Genomic DNA, 18,789 nt, shown 5'->3' with positions numbered 1-18,789 from the left:
CCGCACTAAGTGAATGGTGATTAAGAGGTGATAGAGTTGCGTTCAAGCATAGCTTGGTCAAACAGTTGTTGTTCTTTCGTTTTATGTTCTACAGAGAAGCGGATGAGAATGACACCGAAAGCGGCCACAGTTACAAGACCACCTAAAATCATGAGGCAAGTTTGAACATCTAGTAAGCCTTTAAGTAGGAAGCCTGCTGCAACCGCACCAACATTACCACCAGCCCCAATAATGCCCGCCACACCACCAAGTGCATTACGGTCAATGAAAGGAACTAAAGCATAAGTTGCTCCACAAGACATATGCGTGAATAGCGCGAAGACAGTCATACTAATAATAGCAAGAGCTACAGTATTCATTTGTGAGAAGAGAATGAGGAACAAGCCTTCACATAAGATAAGAATAAATAATACTTTTGTACGACCATCTAAACCTTTTGAAATCGCAACTTTATCTGAAACAATTCCACCTAAAGCACGAGCGAATAAGGCAAGTAGACCAAAGATACCCGCAGTTAAACCTGCTTCTTTTAAACCCATGTTGAAGTGGTCAACATAGTACATTGCCGCAATGTTATGAATGAAGATTTCGATACCGAAACATGCTGCGTAAGAAACAAATAGAATCCAAACACGATAGTTACGAGCAGCTTGCATTAAGATAGCAACACCACCTTTTTTACCGCTACCAACTTCAACACCGTTTGCGCGTAATTCTTTGAAATCTCCTTGTGGACAGTCTTGTGTAAGTTTCCAATAAAGTACACCAACAATTACCATCATAATGCCAGGTACAAGCAACGCAATTCTCCAACCCATTGCTTGTTCAACGCCAAACATCACAATTGCACCGAGAATTAATGGCATGATTGCTTGTGTTGCACCTCCACCCGCATTTCCCCAACCTGCAGAAGCCGCATTGGCTGTGCCGACAACATTCGGGGCAAACATGACACTGGTGTGATACTGGGTGATGACGAAGCTTGCACCAATAGCACCAATCAAGAGACGGAAAAACAAGAACGATTCATAAGTATTTGCTGCTGCAACACCGAAAACAGGGATACTGCCAACAATGAGAAGAGCAGTGTAGGTTTTGCGTGGTCCATACTTGTCACAGAGTGGGCCAACAATGAGTCGGATCAGAATTGTGATTGCAACCGCAGCGATATTGATGTTTGCGATTTGGTCTTTGGTTAGATTAAATTCACCTTTGATGACTGGCATTAAGGGTGCACAAGCAAACCAAGCGAAGAAACATACAAAGAATGCGAGCCAAGTCATATGAAAAGCACGCATGGCAGGCGTTGAAAAGCTAAATAATTTTATTTCAGTTGCTTTTTTTGCATCTAAATTCATATTTGAAGACATAGCCTTCTCCTGAACTGAACGTTATTAATTTTTGCTTCGCAATATTTGCGAGAGCACATCGAACAGAACGGACATCGTTGGCCGTCAACAAATTTTTTTGAATCGACATTGATTCTGTATGTTATGAAGTATGCAAGGGATGTGCCAATAAAAATATTTAACCAAAAGAACAATTTAAAATTCTAATTTAAATCGCGAAAATTAATTATTCTATTGTTATAGATTCCGAGTGGGCAGTTGCTTAAATTTTAAAAACAGGAAATGTGATAGCAACTGTAAGGCAATATTGAATGAGTTGTTTTTAAATGGTGCATCATTTTTATACAGTTTGATTAAAAACATAGCGATCGAAAAAAAGCAGCCGAAGCCACTGCTGTCCCACAAATATCACAAGAAGAACCTCAATTGAGGTTCTTCTTGTTTTCGCCATTTTTTATCAGGCACAAAGAGTGACCTTAAAAGTTTCCTTTCAAATAAATTGACCTGAATAATTCTCAGTAAACGCTGAACACTCCATCCTTCTTGTGCCATGTGTTTAGCGAAGTTCACCAGCAAATAGGCAATTAATGCAATCCATATTTGCGTTTGTATCGCATTGCGGCTTCGACCTAGAAATGACTTCAGTTTTAAATTCTGCTTGATGGCTTTAAAGAATAACTCAATCTTCCAGCGATCTTTATAAATTGCAGCAATGGTGGATGCTGCCAGATGAAAGTTGTTGCTCAGAAATTCGAATGTTCTTTTCTTATCTGTATCATAAAACGGCTTTGTTGCACAAAGATTTGAAATGCAAAGCGCCCCTAATTGAGCCAAATTTAAGGCGTAACTTGGGTAAGTGGTCGACCTAATTCCGTAAATCTGTTAAGGACTGCTACACGTGCATGGATTTCATTCACTTGGCTATCAAAACTCCTTGCACTGAGTTTATCTCCTAATAATTTGATGCAATGCATCTTAGTTTCAACCAAACTTCGCCGATGATAGCCTGACCATTTTTTCCATAGTGTCCTGCCTAAACGTTTAATTGTTCGAAGTAATTCATTTCGCTCTAGCGAGCTACTCTTTGTATCTTTCCATGGTTTCGCATTTTTTCTAGGTGGAATCACCGCATGCGCTTGCCGATCTGCAATGACCTGACGGCATTGCTTGGTGTCATAAGCTCCATCGGTATAAACAGAGTCAATCCGCTCATCTTGTGGAATCTGATTAAGTAAATCACCAAGCACCTGTGAATCACTGACATTATTGGTTGTGAGCTGAACTGCTCGTATTTGTAGGGTTTTGGCATCTATACCAATATGAAGTTTACGCCATTGGCGACGATATTCAGGTCCATGTTTCTTGCGTTTCCATTCGCCCTCACCTAGAAACTTCATGCCTGTAGAGTCCATGAGTAGATGCAGCCCATCGCTACTTTTTTGGTAGCTGATTACAATATCAATATGCTTTTGTCTTCTACAAAGCGTGGTGTAATCTGGAGCTATCCAATTTAATCCGCAAAGTTTAATCAGACTTTGCACAAAGCCAGTGACCATACGTAAAGACAGACGGAATAAGGATTTAATCATTAAGCAGCATTGGATGGCTGCGTCGGAGTAGGTTTGATTTCGCCCTTGTTTGCCTTTTGATGGCGCATACCATTGCGTAGCAGGATCAAACCAAATGGTAATATTTCCGCGACTCATGAGTGCTCGGTTATATGCGGGCCAATTGCTTGTGCGGTAGATTTTGTGTGTAGGCTTCTTCATTTGAAAATTATATCGATGAAAAAGCCTGTACAGATAGGTTTGTGCAACAAAGCCTCATAAAACTCTATACGTCTTAATAATTCAGGTGCGCCTCTTTTCTTGGCATGCGCACTGCTCAATTCAATACATTCATCCGCAATAATCCCTTTAGTCTCTAATACGCTGCGGCTTGATTTAACTTGATAAACTGTCTTTGGGCGTAGCCGGGTTACAAAGCTGACGTTCTGAAGTGTCAACTGAGCAAACCATTGATAATCAACATATCCTTTATCAAAGACGATAATGCTGCCAGCAGGAAATTTAAATGCTCTGCCTTGCACCATATCATTTTCAATACCATCCCCAAGCGCTACAAATTCAGGAATGGTATTGCTGTGATTTAAGCCAACACTGAGTTTAATACTGGCTTTGGATTCATGCACTTTTGCCCATGCGCACAATGACAGTGAAAGATCAATATGACTGGCATCTAGTGAATACAGCGGATTTTTGAATCTAAATTTATGTGCAGTTTTAGAGTTTTCACAGCGCTGAAGCAGCTGTGTGAACAATTGCTGATACAGGCTGGCGGGCTGTTCTTCGTTGAGTCTTGCTAAGGTGCTTCGCGCAATTCTCTTCGCGCCAAGATGATAGAGCTTTTCCTGCTGGGATTCGAGATTGGATTGAATGTCTCTTAAGCTTTGCCGACAAGAAAGTTGGGACATCAATATGGCAACAAACTGATCCCAGCGGGTGGCTGATCTTAATTTTTGCCCAGAGTGGTGCAGTTTAGCCAGACGTTCAAAATCTTGTCTTAGAATGGGTTTGAGTAATTGATGAAATACGGTATTCTGATGTGACAAAACCTGAGTCCTTTATAGTTAAAGTGTTTGTTTGCACTCATATTTTAACTATTTAGACTCAGGTTTTTTTTATTTAAAGCAAACTATGGGACAGTAGTGAGCCGAAGCTGCTTTGATAAAAAGAAAAGATTAGAAACGGTAGCCGATACCTGCATAACCTAAAATAGGATTAATTTCGATATCTGCTTTGGCTTTAATTAATTCCCCATATTTTGAATCATTCACAGTAATAGTAGCATCAGTACTTAAGTGAGCATAAGATACAGAGCCTACAGCGTACCATTTTTCATTAAAATCATAGGTAAAACCAACCGTTGCTACAGGAGCAAAAGTATCTGAAGCATCTAACTTAACTTTTGGATTTCCTGAGCTTTTTTTCTGGTCTAGAGCTGCGCCAGCTTTACCGTCTTTAATATTGACAATCATATGACCAGCATTGACAAGATCTTTTTCCAAGTCTGGGTTCATTTCTAGTTCACTGAAGTAAGCATACATGAGCCCTAAACCAACATATGGTCTAAATTTATTTATACCGGTTTTTCCAAAGCGGTATTGGAGTTCGAATGCAGGTGTCCAAGCACGTGCGGAAGATGTCTTTTTATGGGCTTCTAAGTCCGTAATGAAAATATCTTTCTTTAATGGAAGATCACCAACTACTACACCTAATCCTTCTGGAGTAGCGATCCCTGTTAAAGGTGCATAAATTTTTCCTTTACCTTGAATATCTACTTTAGGAGGGATACCAGCTTTAACTTCCAACGACAGATTATCTGTAAAATGATAACTTGTCATGATCCCTAAGGTTAGAACATCATCGGCTTCAAGACCTGTACCTTGATTTTCCCATGAAGATAAACCATTGATTTCTGCTGTACCTGCAGTGCTCGCTCTGAGGTACTGTGCTCCATCATCACCTTTATAAGAGACAATACCTTCTTTACCCAAATTAAGGAGTGTATGTCTTTCTAGATCAAGAACGCCTTTTAATATAGCTTTTTTAGCTGTAGCTTCTGGTTGTGATTCATCAATCGCGTCTAATACAGAATCGCCTTTGACATCTCCAACTTTGGTTTTGGTTCCCTCTGCAACAGAGGTATTTACACGTATAGGTTGTCCTTTACCCGTTGGTTTTACATATAGGGGACCAGCTGAAATAGAGAAGCGCTTAAACCCATCTCCATCTTTGAGGCTAAAATATGGTGAATCTGCAAAAGTAAGTGTAGGAAGGGCACATAAACCTGTTGTAATCAGGCATGCAAATGACTTCTTCATCATCTTGGGACTCCATGTCCTAAAGTTTGTAAGGATTTTTCTTGCGCTCACCATAACGTTTTTTTATGCAGAATTTGTATAGATAGAATTTATAATTGTTATGCTTATGAAGACTTTTGTTTGATTTAGATGAATTAATGAAGAAATTATGAATATGAAAAAAAGCTACCGAAGTAGCTTTTCTTTAACGAAATAAATTACATAAAACGAGATAAATCTTCTTCAGGGCGAGCAGTAAGTACTTCGATGCCTGTTTCTGTTACCAAAATGGTATGTTCATATTGAGCTGAAAGCTTGTGGTCTTTAGTAACCACAGTCCATTTGTCACCTAAAAGTTTTGTTTGCCAAACCCCTGCATTGACCATTGGCTCAATCGTAAACGTCATGCCTGCTTCTAAGCGCATACCCGTACCTTTCTGACCATAGTGTAAAACTTGTGGTTCATCATGGAAAACATTGCCAATACCATGACCACAATATTCACGCACAACACTAAAACGTTCAGACTCAACATATTGTTGGATTGCATGTCCAATATCGCCAAGATAAGAGCCGTGTTTAACCGTAGCCATACCACGATACATGGCTTCTTGTGCAACTTGGCAGAGACGATTTGCAAGAATAGAAGTCTCTCCACCGACGATATACATCATGTTGGTATCGCCGTGATAACCATCTTTAATGACAGTGACATCAATATTGAGAATATCACCATTTTTTAAAACTTTACTTTCAGAGGGAATACCATGACAAACGACATGGTTAACTGAAGTACAAATCGAATGTTGAAATGCTGGACGACCAGGTGCAGCGCCATAGCCAACACATGCTGGAATTGCTTGTTGTACATTTTCAATGTGATTACGACAAATTGTATCAAGTTCTAAGGTATTTACGCCTGCTTTAATATACGGCTTAATCATGTCTAAAATTTCAGCCGCCAGTTTTCCTGCAACACGCATCTTTTCAATTTCTTCGGGCGTTTTGATTAATCGACGAGGAGCTGTATAAGTCGTGTTCATGATCTCTAAAAACTTTTGGTAATTTGCAAACGTCTATGGTATAAATAGCCGCCTATTTTATCAAATGCTTTTCGTGACAATTTTGCTTATAAAAGTTGTGCGAAAAACCGATGAATAGTTATCAAAAATCCGCACATATATCGACACATTACTCTGGGTGCCTAGCAATAGGTGGAGAATGCGGATATATGGAGGCCTAACCCAAACTTTAAGGTAAAGAAAATGGCAGATTACAACGTAAGCATGCGCGACCTTCTTCAAGCAGGCGCACACTTTGGTCACCAAACTCGTTTTTGGAACCCAAAAATGCGTCAATATATTTTCGGCGCGCGTAACAAAATTCACATCATCAACCTTGAGCACACTGTTCCTGCGTTAAATGATGCTTTGAACTTTGTTAACAATCTTGCAAGCAAAAAGAACAAAGTATTGTTCGTTGGTACTAAACGTGCTGCTTCTAACATCATCCGTGAACAAGCTCAACGTGCTGGTCAACCTTATGTAGATCACCGTTGGTTAGGTGGTATGTTGACGAACTGGAAAACACTTCGCCAATCTATCAACCGTTTAAAAGATCTTCAAACTCAATCTCAAGATGGTACTTTTGCTAAGCTTACTAAACGTGAAGCTTTAGAGCGTACTCGTGAGATGGAAAAACTTGAACGTGCTTTAGGCGGCGTTAAAAACATGGGTGGTTTACCTGACGCATTATTTGTAATCGACGTTGATCACGAAGCGATTGCAATCAAAGAAGCGAAAAACTTAGGTATTCCTGTAATCGGTATCGTTGATACAAACTCTAACCCAGATAACGTTGATTATGTTATTCCTGGTAATGACGATGCGATCCGTGCAGTAACTTTATATGCATCAGCTATGGCAAATGCAATTCTTGCTGGTAAAGAATATGCTCAATCACAAGCGAATGCACAAGCTAAAGGCGATGACGCTGCAAAAGATGCTTCTGAGGCTTAATGCGGTTTGACGCAAGCTTGTCATTTTTGGACATGTAATGGTGGCAAATTAAGCGTCGAGATTGCAAACGGTCCAGAGTTTCTTTGGGCCGTTTTTGTTGAACAGATTTATTTTCTACCGATTTTAGGAGATCAACATGACTGCAATTACTGCAAGCATGGTAAAAGAATTACGTGACCGTACTGGTCTTGCAATGATGGAATGCAAAAAAGCATTAACAGAAGCAGGCGGTGACATTGAACTTGCGATTGATAACCTTCGTAAATCAGGTCAAGCAAAAGCTGCTAAAAAAGCAGGTAACATTGCTGCTGATGGTGCGATCACTATCATCCAAAACGGTAATAAAGCAATTCTTGTTGAAGTTAACTGTCAAACTGACTTCGTTGCTAAAGACGAAAACTTCAAAAACTTCTCTGATAAAGTTGCTGCTGCTGCACTTGCTGCAAATGAAACTGATGCTGCAAAAATTGCTGAACTTAAGCTTGAAGATGGCGCAACTGTAGAAGAAGCTCGTGTTGCACTGGTTCAAAAAATTGGTGAAAACATTCAAGTTCGTCGTGCTCAAATCGTTGAAGGCGAAAACTTGGCTGTTTATAAGCACGGTTTAAAAATCGGTGTTGTTGTTTCTTACACAGGTGATGCTGACACTGGTAAAGGTATTGCAATGCACGTTGCTGCGTTCAACCCAGTTGCAGTAAATGCTGAATCTGTTTCTGCTGACTTGATCGCTAAAGAGAAAGAAATTGCTGAAGCGAAAGCATTAGAATCAGGCAAGCCTGCAAACATCGTTGAGAAAATGGTAACTGGTTCAGTTGAGAAATACTTGAACGAAGTTGCACTTGATCGTCAAATGTATGTTATCGATAACGACAAGAAAGTTGCTGACGTATTAAAAGCAACGGGTACAGTTGTAGCTCAATTCGTTCGCTTCGAAGTAGGTGAAGGTATTGAGAAGAAAGCTGAAATGAGCTTTGCTGACGAAGTTGCTGCTGCTCAAGCTGCTGCTGCTCAATAATTTTTATTGAATCAGTAAAAGTTAAAAAACCCAGTCATTATGACTGGGTTTTTATTTATGTTAATTTTTTAAAATTGTTCGTCATGTGTTTCTTTAAGTTTTGCTAATGCCTCAATCCGATACTGAATGAGCATTTCGCCAATTTCTGCACCTTGAACATGTTCTGGTAAATCCTGTGCTCTAATATTCCGAACAATCTCCATGGCATGCAAAATATACTGTGCTTGTGGGTAAGGGCGATCTTCTAAACCTAATCGACCTTTAGCATCGCATTCACAAGCCTGCACAAAAGCAATGACTTTTTCTGGTTTTCGTAAAACATCCAAGCGCTGTAGTAAACGCCATACAGTACCAGGTTTCAAATTTTTGATTTGATGGCATTTCAGATGTTCTTTGCAAACAATTAAAGCTAAATTTTTCAGATGTGTGGGAACTTTCAAGCGTTCACATACGTTTGTAACGGGTTCTAATCCACGTTCCTCATGCATGATATGCCGTGGTAATTCCTCAGTTGGAGTAAGTGCTTTTCCTAAATCATGCACCAAGACAGCAAAACGTACATCTAGTCCATAGTTGGCCTGACAAGCTTGTTTTAGTGCCATTAAGGTGTGTACACCACAATCTATTTCAGGGTGGTACTCTGGGCGTTGAGGAATACCAAATAATGCATCTATCTCGGGAAACAGTACTTTCAGCGCATCACAATCTCTTAATGTTTGAAAATAGATATCAGCATGATCTTCCATTAATGCACGAGAAGTCTCTTTCCATACACGTTCAGGTGTTAAAGCATTCAGTTCCCCTGAATTGGCAATCCTTTTCATTAATTGCAAAGTTTCTTCTGCAATTTCAAATCCATAACTAGCATAACGAGCAGCGAAGCGAGCAACACGTAGCACACGTAAGGGATCTTCTGTAAATGCATCTGAAACATGGCGTAGGATTTTCTGATCAAGATCTTTTTGACCACCATATGGATCATAAACTTGTCCAGTTTCATCCATTGCCATTGCATTAATTGTTAGGTCACGGCGAATTAAATCTTCTTCTAATTTAACAGTGGTATCAGTAAAAAATTGGAATCCGTGATAGCCAATGCCTGATTTTCTTTCAGTACGTGCTAGTGCATATTCTTCTTTTGTTTTTGGATGAAGAAATACAGGAAAATCCTTTCCAACGGGTTGGTAGCCTTGAGATAATAATTGTTCAGGTGTTGCTCCAACCACAACATAATCTTTTTCGTGATAGGGGCGACCGAGTAAATGATCTCGAACAGCACCGCCTACTAAATAAACTTGCATAAAAAACCTCTATTCTTCACACAATCATGCTACAGAATAGAGGTTTTCTCAAGCATTAAGCATAGCTTTTAATGTTAAAAGCTATGCTTAAACTGTATCAGTTTTGGCTTTGCTGAATTTCAGCAACGGTTAAAGCTGTCATATTCACGAGACGGCGGGTAGTTGCTGTCGGTGTTAAAATATGAACTGGCTTTGCTGCGCCTAACAAGATTGGGCCAATCGTTACATTATTACCAGATGTTGCTTTTAACAAGTTGAATGAAATATTTGCAGAATCTAAATTCGGCATAATCAACAAGTTTGCTGAACCTTTAAAGCGTGAATTTGGAAATGCAAAATGACGAATATTATCATCTAATGCAGCATCACCATGCATTTCACCTTCAACTTCAAGTTCAGGCGCTTGCTCAGAAAGTAAACGATAAACTTCACGCATTTTCTGAGCACTTGGATCAACTTGATCGCTTCCAAAACTTGAGTGAGAAAGTAAAGCGACACGAGGGGTCATACCAAAACGACGCACTTCTTCGGCTGCTAAAATAGTCATCTCTGCAAGTTGTTCAGCAGTTGGATTGGTATTTACATAGGTATCGGCAATAAACAAGTTACGATCTTCAAGCATTAATGCATTGAGTGTAAAGAATGTACTACGACCTTCTTTTAAACCGATCACGTTTTTAACGAAATCTAAATGGATATCGTAGCTCGCATAAGTACCACATAGCATACCATCAGCTTTACCGAACTTAACTAGCAATGCGGCGATTAAGGTTGAACGACGACGTGCTTCACGTTGCGCATATTCAACAGTTACGCCTTTACGTTGCATTGTATTGTAGTAGTCTTTCCAGAAATCATCATATAAAGGATTGTTTTCTTGATCGACGATTTCAATATTGACACCGTGCTGTAAGCGTAAACCGAGTTTTCTGATATTGTCTTCAATAACGGCTGTACGACCAACAAGAATTGGTTTAGCCAGACCTTCATCTACAACAATTTGAACTGCACGTAATACACGTTGATCTTCACCCTCGGCATATGCAATACGCTTAGGGTCAGTTTTCGCTTGTGAGAAAATCGGTTTCATTAAGAATGCTGAGTTATATACAAACTCAGAAAGTCTTTGACGATATGCAGAGAAATCTTCAATTGGACGTGTCGCAACACCAGAATCCATTGCAGCTTTAGCAACCGCAGGCGCGATTTCTAAAATCAAGCGTTGGTCTAGAGGGCGAGGGATCAAGTAATCACGACCGAATGATGCAGATTTTTCACCGTAAGTCGCAGCATCTGCTTCAATATGTGCCATACGTGCAATCGCATGTACACAAGCAATTTTCATATCTTCGTTGATCGTTGTAGCACCGACATCGAGTGCACCACGGAAAATATATGGGAAACAAAGTGCATTGTTTACTTGGTTTGGATAATCTGAACGACCAGTTGCCATAATCACATCTGGGCGAACTTCGTGCGCATGTTCAGGTAAGATTTCTGGATCTGGATTTGCAAGTGCAAAAATAATTGGGTTTTCAGCCATTTCTTTAACCATTTCTTTGGTTAAAATTCCCGCTGCAGAAAGACCCAAGAACATATCTGCGCCAGCCATTACTTCATGTAATTGAGTCGCAGAAATATCTTGAACGTACCGTTTTTTCGATTCATCAAGTCCTTCACGTGAAGTTGTTAAAAGCCCACGAGAATCAGCTACAATAATATTCGATTTATTTACGCCTAATGCACAAAGTAAATCTAAACATGACAATGCAGCAGCACCAGCACCTGATGCAACGATTTTAATTTCATCAATTTTCTTGTTCACAATCTGCAAGGCATTCAACAATGCTGAGCCTACAATAATACTGGTACCATGTTGATCATCATGGAACACAGGAATCTTCATGCGTTCACGAAGTTTCTTCTCGATATAGAAACATTCAGGTGCCTTGATGTCTTCCAGGTTGATACCGCCAAACGTTGGTTCCAATGCGGCAACGATATCCACGATCTTGTCTGGATCATTTTCCGCAATTTCAATATCAAATACATCAACACCAGCAAACTTCTTGAATAGAACGCCTTTACCTTCCATAACAGGCTTAGAAGCAAGAGGACCAATGTTTCCTAAACCAAGCACGGCTGTACCATTACTCACGACGGCAACCAAATTTCCACGTGCTGTATATTTTGCAGCAGCAGAAGGGTCACGTTCAATTTCCAGACATGGAGCAGCAACACCAGGAGAATACGCAAGCGCTAAGTCTCGTTGGTTTACGAGTTGCTTACTCGGTGTCACGCTGATTTTTCCAGGTGTAGGAAATTCATGGTAATACAAAGCGGCTTCTTTTAAAGATTGATCGTCCATCTGAGTCTCGATTGTTCCGATAATCATCAGGCATATACATGACTGATGATTATATTAATATAAGTGCACAAGAATATAGCACTAGTTCATGTTTTCGCCCAGTCAAAAAAGCTTATTTTCACTGAACGTATAGGCTTATTGACAATTCATATTGGGTGTAAATTAAACTGCCAAAAGCTCAAAATATGGTTTTAACTGGAATATCTTGCAATTGCTAGGCGCATATGTTGCTGTAAGTATTCAGTTGCATGTACGGCAGTTAAGGGTTTGGCAAATAAGTAACCCTGTAATATGTCACAGTTTTGTCGTTTCAAATATTCACATTGCTGTTCTGTTTCAACGCCTTCAGCGACAACTTTTAAGCCAATTGTTTTACCCATGGCAATCATAGCATTAACAATCGCATCTTGTTTTGCATTACCAATTTTCGAAATAAATGCACGATCAATCTTTAAAATATCAATTGGATATTCAGTTAAATAAGCCAAAGAAGAATAGCCTGTGCCAAAGTCATCCAGTGCAATTGAAATATTACGTTCTTTCAATGTACACAAAATTGTTTTAACACTCTCAGTATTTTCTAAAAATGCTGACTCGGTAATTTCTAACTCTAAATTTTCACCTGTAATAGAGTATTGATCGAGTACAGCATCAATATCATGCAATAACTGACCACGCAAAATTTGTTGAGCAACAATGTTTACAGCAATGTGGATGTTCGTAAAACCTAGTTTTTGCCATTCTTGTAACTGTTTCGCTGCCTCATACAACACAAATCGTCCAATATCAGAAATTAGACTGGTACTTTCTGCTAAAGGAATGAAAATATCGGGCATGATTAGTCCTTTCGTTGGATGTTTCCAACGAATGAGTGCTTCAAATCCATTAATTTGACAATTCTGAGCAGTGAGCTTTGGTTGATAATATACAACGAGTTCATTGTTCTGAATCGCCTTTCTCAAGTCAAGCTCTAAATCAGTATGTTTAACGACGAAGTTAGTTCGCTCACTAGAATAATAGCGGATTGTATTTCCACCTAAGCGTTTGGCTTCTGTTAAGGCTTGCTCTGCATGGGTATTTAAATTGTCAACTTGACGACCGTGTTCAGGGTAAATCGCAACTCCAATCGAAATACTGACCACATACTCTTGATTAGCGATATAAAAGGGTTTGCTAAAGGCTTCAACAATATTACTGCATAACTGATGAATTGGCGGATGTAACGGTGAAATTTCATAAATGATTACAAAATCGTCTGCACTTAAATGTGAGACTAAAAGTGCATCAATATTACTGATACGCAAACGTTGTGCAACTTGCTTCAAAAGCTCATTACCCGCTTGATTGCTGAGTAATTCATTCAAGGCACGAAAACGGTCAATATTGATTCGGATAACTGCTAAATTCTGTATCGAAGCCTCATTAACCAAATATTGATGCAGTTGCTGGTGATAATAGAAGCGATTAGGTAGATCGGTCAGGGTATCATAATTGGTTAAATATGATAAACGTTGCTCTTGATGTTTACGCTCAGTTTGGTCAGAGACAATCCCGATATAATTAATCACACGATCTGATTCATCTTTTACAGCGTTCATATGGATCCAAAGGAAACATGATTTTTCAGAAAGATAAGTTTCCTGAAACTCACCTTCGTACTCATGTTCTTCGTGCAAAGTAGCAAGGATAGAAAGATGAAAATTATGATGATGCTGTTTATTTTGTTTAGTAATCTCAAAAAGTTGTTTTCCCAATATGAACTGTTTGTCTAAACCCGTTAATTGTTCATATTTAGGATTAACTTCAAGATAGTGGAAGCTATCATCCAGAATAAAGATACCTTCTGAAGCCTGTTCGAATACACTCGCTGCTAATTTTAGCCGTTCTTGATCTTTCTTTTCTTGGTTAATATCACGATGAATACCGACCATGCGTAGAGGGGTATCATCTTTAGGATTTCTTAAAATGACTTGGCCAACATCATGAATCCAAACCCATTCACCACTCGGTCGTTTAATGCGGAAAGTTTCTTCGTAACGTTTAGTTTGGCCACATATATGTTTATAAAGTGTATTTTTAACACGTTCAAGATCATCAGGATGTACAATTTTATGCAGCAACGAATAGTGATTCTCAGAATCACGCGTAACTTCTTTACGATGAGAATTGGTAATCCCAACAGTATTATTTTCTAAATTCCATTCCCAAGGTCGAATACCCGCAGTTTCATGTGCAAAAGCCAAATTTTGACGATGTTCCTGTAAACTATTATTTATTTCTGTTAAATCAAAAGTACGCTCGCGAACTTTTTGTTCTAATAAATGATTGTTAAATTGTAATTGAGCTTCAATATCTTTCGATTTATTCACTTCACGTTGTAATTGTTGGCAAAGTTCTTCGGTCCATTGATTGTGTTGTTCAGCTACATCGACCAATTGTTTATTTTTTTCTAAAACTTGGTATAAGCGTTGGTGAATTTTAAACGTTGCTTGTGCACATAAAAGTGTCGCAAAGAAAGATGAATAATAAGCAAGATAAAAAAGTGTATGTTCTTGGTCGCGATGTAAAATTTGAGAAAAAACTAATGGGGTAATACTTGGAATAAAAAATAAAAAGAAATATTTAACGTGTTGGGTAAGAAAGGTTAGGGCAATAATATGTGAGGAAGTGAGTAGTAGTGCTGTTAAAGTTAAAATATGGGAAACAGATAAATTTGGTACATCTTTGATCAAAAAATAATTGATGATAATCGTACTGATACCCAGTAATAATCCTGTGAAAAAGCAAATAATTTGAAAAGCGATACGTGTCTTATGTGCAAACCTAACAGATGAATAATGTTTTATCGAAAAATGACAAATACAATAAAAGCAAAATAAAATGCTCAGGCAAATACTCATCCAAGTCGTAAAAATATTTGTACTAAAAGAATAAAAAAATCCAAATAAAACATAATCTAAGAGAGAAATGAAAAACACACTCAATATAAATAGACGTACATGATTCGTATAGTTAATTTGATCCGTATCAACAAATGGTGGCAAATTTTTTTCATGAACCCCGAGCATACAAAGAATAGTCCTTTTCATTATTTATCTATGCATACAATCATTGTTTTTTGTAAGCACGATATAATTTTATTTTATTTTAAATTACCGTTAAACCAGATGGAAAGCAATGCAAACACTTTATTTGGTTGAAAAGTGATAATTTAAAATTGATAAAGCTACAACTGGAGCGGTTTCAGTCCTTAAAACACGATCTCCAATACACCAGCTTTGAAAATGATTTTGGTTAGCAGCATCAATTTCTGCTTCACTTAAACCACCTTCTGGACCAATCAATAGGGCTAAATCAGGCTGGCTATTTAGTACTACATTTTCTTGGTCTTTGTTTGGCGCTAACACAAAACGTGATTGTGGTAGCTGTGCCGATTTTACCCAATCGGTTAAACTAATTGGTGCTAGAACATTTGGAACTTTGTTCATTCCACATTGTTCACACGCAGCAATCGCAATTGACTGCCAATGATCTAATTTCTTTTGATCACGTTCATATCTTAACCGCATTTCGCAACGTTCACTAGTCAATAATTGAATAGTTGTGACACCAAGTTCAGTGGCTTTTTGAATCGCATAATCCATACGATCGCCTTTGCTCATGACTTGGCCTAAAATTACTTTAGCAGGCGCTGTTCGATCTATAGGGTTGAATTGATCAATAGAAACAAAAGCATTTTTCTTATTAATTTCAGTAAGTGTTACGATATATTCACCACCTTTTCCATTGAAAAAGATGGCTTGATCTAGCTCTTTTGCACGAAGCACCCGTACCCAGTGATGAAATACCGATTCTGTTAATTCAATCGAATTGCCGGTATTTAATTCTGTTTCGATATAAAAACGATTCATGCTGGGTAAGGCTCGTACAAATTAGTTTAAACCAAGATCAACAACGAGTTGTCGAGTTGGCTCTGTTTGGTTCATTGAATAAAAATGGAGTGTTGGCGCACCACCAGCGATCAAACGTTCGCAAAGTTTAACAATCACTTCATGGCCAAAGGCTTTAATACTTTCGCTATCATCACCATAAGCAGCAAGTTGTTTGCGAATCCAACGTGGAATTTCTGCACCAGTTCCATCCGCAAAGCGAATTAAATTACTTGCATTGGTAATTGGCATGATGCCTGGTGCAATGGGAATATCCACACCAGCTTTAGCAATACGTTCGATGAAATAGAAATAAGCATCTGGATTGAAGAAAAATTGGGTAATACCTGCATTCGCGCCTGCATTCACTTTTTCAACAAAACGTTGAATGTCACCATCAAAGCTATCAGCTTGCGGATGCATTTCAGGGTACGCAGCAACTTCAATATGGAAATGATCACCTGAATGTTCACGGATAAAGCGAACGAGATCTTGAGCATAAGGTAATTCGCCAAGACCAACTTGACCTGAAGGTAAGTCACCACGCAATGCTACGATGCGGTCAATCCCTTGTGATTTATATAAATCTAAGAGCTCAGCAATACGAGCTTTATCATCGCCAATACAAGAAAGGTGAGGGGCGACGGGCGTACCTTTGCCATTAAAATCATTAATGGCTGCTAAAGTGCGTTCACGAGTAGAACCACCAGCACCATAAGTAATGGAGAAAAACTCTGGGTTTAATCGCTGTAGTTCTTGGTGAACGATACGTAACTTTTCAGCGCCAGCATCAGTTTTTGGCGGGAAAAATTCAAAAGAAATAGGAACACGTTTCGTCATTTCAAATCCTTTTTTAATCGCTTAGACATTATTTTAGAAAAAAAGGGCAGTCCGTAAACGTCTGCCCTAATTTTCTTAGTATTTATAAGCGTCAGATTTGAATGGACCTTCCACAGCAACGCCGAGGTAATCTGCTTGTACTTGCGTTAACTGGGTTAATACACCACCAAAGCCAAGCACCATTGCAGCAGCAACTTCTTCATCTAATTTCTTAGGAATCAGTTCTACACGGATTTTCGCAGCTTTTTGATCTTCAGGAAGATCGGCAAATTTCTCAGCGAACAAGTGCATTTGACCTAACACTTGGTTAGCAAAAGAACCATCCATAATACGTGATGGGTGACCTGTTGCATTACCAAGATTCACTAAACGCCCTTCAGAAAGAAGGATTAAGTAATCATTTTCATTTTCTGAACGATACACTTGGTGAACTTGAGGCTTAACTTCAACCCACTTGTAACCACGTAAGTATGCAGTGTCGATCTCTGTATCAAAGTGACCGATGTTACACACTACAGCACCTGCTTTTAAGCTATCTAACATTGCAGAATCACAAACGTGGTAGTTACCTGTTGTCGTTACGATAAGGTCAGTATTTTGAAGAAGATCAAGGTTGATGTCTTCTTTCTTGCCTGTTTGAACACCATTTTTGTATGGAGATACAACTTCGTAACCGTCCATACATGCTTGCATTGCACAGATTGGGTCAATTTCAGTGACACGTACAATCATACCTTCTTGACGAAGTGATTGTGCAGAACCTTTACCTACGTCACCGTAACCGATTACAAGTGCACGACGACCAGATAACAACATATCTGTACCACGTTTGATCGCATCATTTAGAGAATGGCGGCAACCATATTTGTTGTCGTTTTTAGATTTCGTTACGGAATCATTTACGTTGATTGCAGGAACTTTTAACGTACCATCACGTAACATTTCATACAGACGTTGAACACCTGTTGTTGTTTCTTCTGTTACACCGTGGATTTTTGCAATCACTTCAGGGTATTTTTCGTGAACAAGTAGGGTTAAATCACCACCATCATCAAGAATCATGTTGGCATCCCAAGGTGTGCCATTTACATTGATTTGTTGTTCAAGACACCACATGTATTCTTCTTCAGTTTCGCCTTTCCAAGCAAACACAGGAATACCCGCAGCAGCGATAGCAGCAGCAGCGTGATCTTGAGTAGAGAAGATGTTGCATGATGTCCAACGAACTTCAGCACCAAGTTCTACGAGTGTTTCGATTAAAACTGCAGTTTGGATTGTCATATGAATACAACCCAAAATTTTTGCGCCAGCAAGTGGTTTAGTTGCTGAATAACGCTTACGTAAACCAATTAAAGCTGGCATTTCTGCTTCAGCAAGTTTGATTTCTTTACGGCCGTAGTCAGCAAGAGAAATATCAGCGACTTTATAATCTGTAAATGAAGCAGTAACCGCGTTCATCAGGATCTCCTAGAAAAATAGTATGGATCATTCTGTTCGCGGATGCCGTTGTTGGTTAGCACGAGCGTCTAACCGATCGTCGAGCCTGGCAAATTGATTTTTAGTGCTAATCAATCGTTGCAGCATCCCTCGACTGGGCATTATAATACTTGGAAATGACTTTAGTTCCAATGTTATTTTGTTTGAGATGATTATAAAATGAAGAATTAGATTGGGATAAGTGATTAAATTTTTTGAATGAACGAACAAGGATTCCAAATCCCTTTGAAATCCTTATGTATGCACAAAAGAATCGCATTAAGCTTTTAAATGATCTTCAAATTCTTCGCCAAGCTGCATGGCTAAGGCATTTCCAGATAAGTCACACGTGACCAAACCGTATTCTTTTTTAAAACTAAAGGTAAAACCTTTATTGTCGGCTAAACTTTTTACTGAATATCCTAATTTTTCTAACCAAATACGAAAAGCCAATAAATTTTTTGCTTTCACAACTCTGTTTTTCATTCCAGAACTCCTTTTAACCTGTATTTATTAATAAGGGTGACCTAAAAATTTTTAAAGGGGGATTGCATATATTTATTTTTCTTCATGTAACTAATGTAAAATTAGATTGATTGAAACTGAAATTAAACTTAAATTTTATCTGATA

General features: G+C 38.7%; 13 protein-coding genes and 2 pseudogenes. 2 read left to right on the top strand and 13 right to left on the bottom strand.

What is annotated here, in order from left to right:
- Window positions 1-20 precede the first annotated feature (20 nt).
- The 6 genes and pseudogenes from CDG55_RS10025 to map all read right to left on the bottom strand — a co-directional run bounded on the left by CDG55_RS10025 (window position 21) and on the right by map (window position 6,254).
- Window positions 21-1,370, bottom strand: a complete 1,350-nt coding sequence (locus CDG55_RS10025) for an MFS transporter (protein WP_087536443.1) — start codon at window positions 1,368-1,370, stop codon at window positions 21-23.
- Between the two features lie 387 nt (window positions 1,371-1,757).
- Window positions 1,758-2,099: pseudogene (locus CDG55_RS10020) on the bottom strand (transposase); the annotation flags it as partial.
- Between the two features lie 86 nt (window positions 2,100-2,185).
- On the bottom strand, window positions 2,186-3,118 hold the full coding sequence (locus CDG55_RS10015) for an IS5 family transposase (protein WP_111313923.1): 933 nt from the start codon (window positions 3,116-3,118) through the stop codon (window positions 2,186-2,188).
- A 59-nt stretch (window positions 3,119-3,177) separates the two neighbouring features.
- Window positions 3,178-3,960: pseudogene (locus CDG55_RS10010) on the bottom strand (IS4 family transposase); the annotation flags it as partial.
- A gap of 129 nt (window positions 3,961-4,089) precedes the next feature.
- Window positions 4,090-5,235, bottom strand: coding sequence for an OmpW/AlkL family protein (locus tag CDG55_RS10005; RefSeq protein WP_004963000.1), 1,146 nt, complete (start codon window positions 5,233-5,235; stop codon window positions 4,090-4,092).
- A gap of 194 nt (window positions 5,236-5,429) precedes the next feature.
- Window positions 5,430-6,254 carry a type I methionyl aminopeptidase gene (gene map, locus CDG55_RS10000; RefSeq protein WP_004661270.1) on the bottom strand — a complete coding sequence of 275 codons (825 nt, stop codon included), beginning with the start codon at window positions 6,252-6,254 and terminating at the stop codon, window positions 5,430-5,432.
- Between the two features lie 222 nt (window positions 6,255-6,476).
- Here map and rpsB point away from each other — a divergent pair, with 222 nt between their 5' ends.
- Both rpsB and tsf read left to right on the top strand, forming a co-directional pair.
- Entirely contained in the window at window positions 6,477-7,229 is a 753-nt protein-coding gene (gene rpsB, locus CDG55_RS09995) for a 30S ribosomal protein S2 (RefSeq protein WP_004661273.1), read from the top strand.
- 136 nt (window positions 7,230-7,365) lie between these two features.
- Entirely contained in the window at window positions 7,366-8,244 is an 879-nt protein-coding gene (gene tsf / locus CDG55_RS09990; protein WP_004661274.1) for a translation elongation factor Ts, read from the top strand.
- A gap of 68 nt (window positions 8,245-8,312) precedes the next feature.
- Here tsf and CDG55_RS09985 read toward each other — a convergent pair whose 3' ends face one another.
- The 7 genes from CDG55_RS09985 to CDG55_RS09955 form a co-directional block, all read right to left on the bottom strand.
- Window positions 8,313-9,545 carry a multifunctional CCA addition/repair protein gene (locus tag CDG55_RS09985; RefSeq protein WP_087536062.1) on the bottom strand — a complete coding sequence of 411 codons (1,233 nt, stop codon included), beginning with the start codon at window positions 9,543-9,545 and terminating at the stop codon, window positions 8,313-8,315.
- Between the two features lie 97 nt (window positions 9,546-9,642).
- Window positions 9,643-11,913: an NADP-dependent malic enzyme gene (locus CDG55_RS09980; RefSeq protein WP_005161082.1), complete on the bottom strand. Its 2,271-nt coding sequence runs from the start codon at window positions 11,911-11,913 to the stop codon at window positions 9,643-9,645.
- 191 nt (window positions 11,914-12,104) lie between these two features.
- The gene (locus CDG55_RS09975; RefSeq protein ID WP_087536063.1) at window positions 12,105-14,981 is read right to left on the bottom strand and encodes an EAL domain-containing protein; all 2,877 of its coding nucleotides are present in this window, start codon (window positions 14,979-14,981) and stop codon (window positions 12,105-12,107) included.
- A 120-nt stretch (window positions 14,982-15,101) separates the two neighbouring features.
- Window positions 15,102-15,824, bottom strand: coding sequence for a 16S rRNA (uracil(1498)-N(3))-methyltransferase (locus CDG55_RS09970; RefSeq protein WP_087536064.1), 723 nt, complete (start codon window positions 15,822-15,824; stop codon window positions 15,102-15,104).
- A 21-nt stretch (window positions 15,825-15,845) separates the two neighbouring features.
- On the bottom strand, window positions 15,846-16,682 hold the full coding sequence (gene metF / locus CDG55_RS09965; RefSeq protein ID WP_087536065.1) for a methylenetetrahydrofolate reductase [NAD(P)H]: 837 nt from the start codon (window positions 16,680-16,682) through the stop codon (window positions 15,846-15,848).
- Window positions 16,683-16,757: 75 nt separating this feature from the next.
- On the bottom strand, window positions 16,758-18,140 hold the full coding sequence (gene ahcY, locus CDG55_RS09960) for an adenosylhomocysteinase (RefSeq protein WP_087536066.1): 1,383 nt from the start codon (window positions 18,138-18,140) through the stop codon (window positions 16,758-16,760).
- Window positions 18,141-18,437: 297 nt separating this feature from the next.
- Window positions 18,438-18,644 (bottom strand): hypothetical protein, encoded by a 207-nt coding sequence (locus tag CDG55_RS09955; RefSeq protein WP_004661287.1) that lies wholly within the window; start codon window positions 18,642-18,644, stop codon window positions 18,438-18,440.
- Between the last annotated feature and the right edge of the window lie 145 nt (window positions 18,645-18,789).

This window comes from Acinetobacter sp. WCHA45 (assembly GCF_002165255.2).
GTDB lineage: Bacteria > Pseudomonadota > Gammaproteobacteria > Pseudomonadales > Moraxellaceae > Acinetobacter.
The sequence above is the reverse complement of the archived record's forward strand: the minus strand, read 5'-3'. Positions and strand labels throughout refer to the sequence as shown.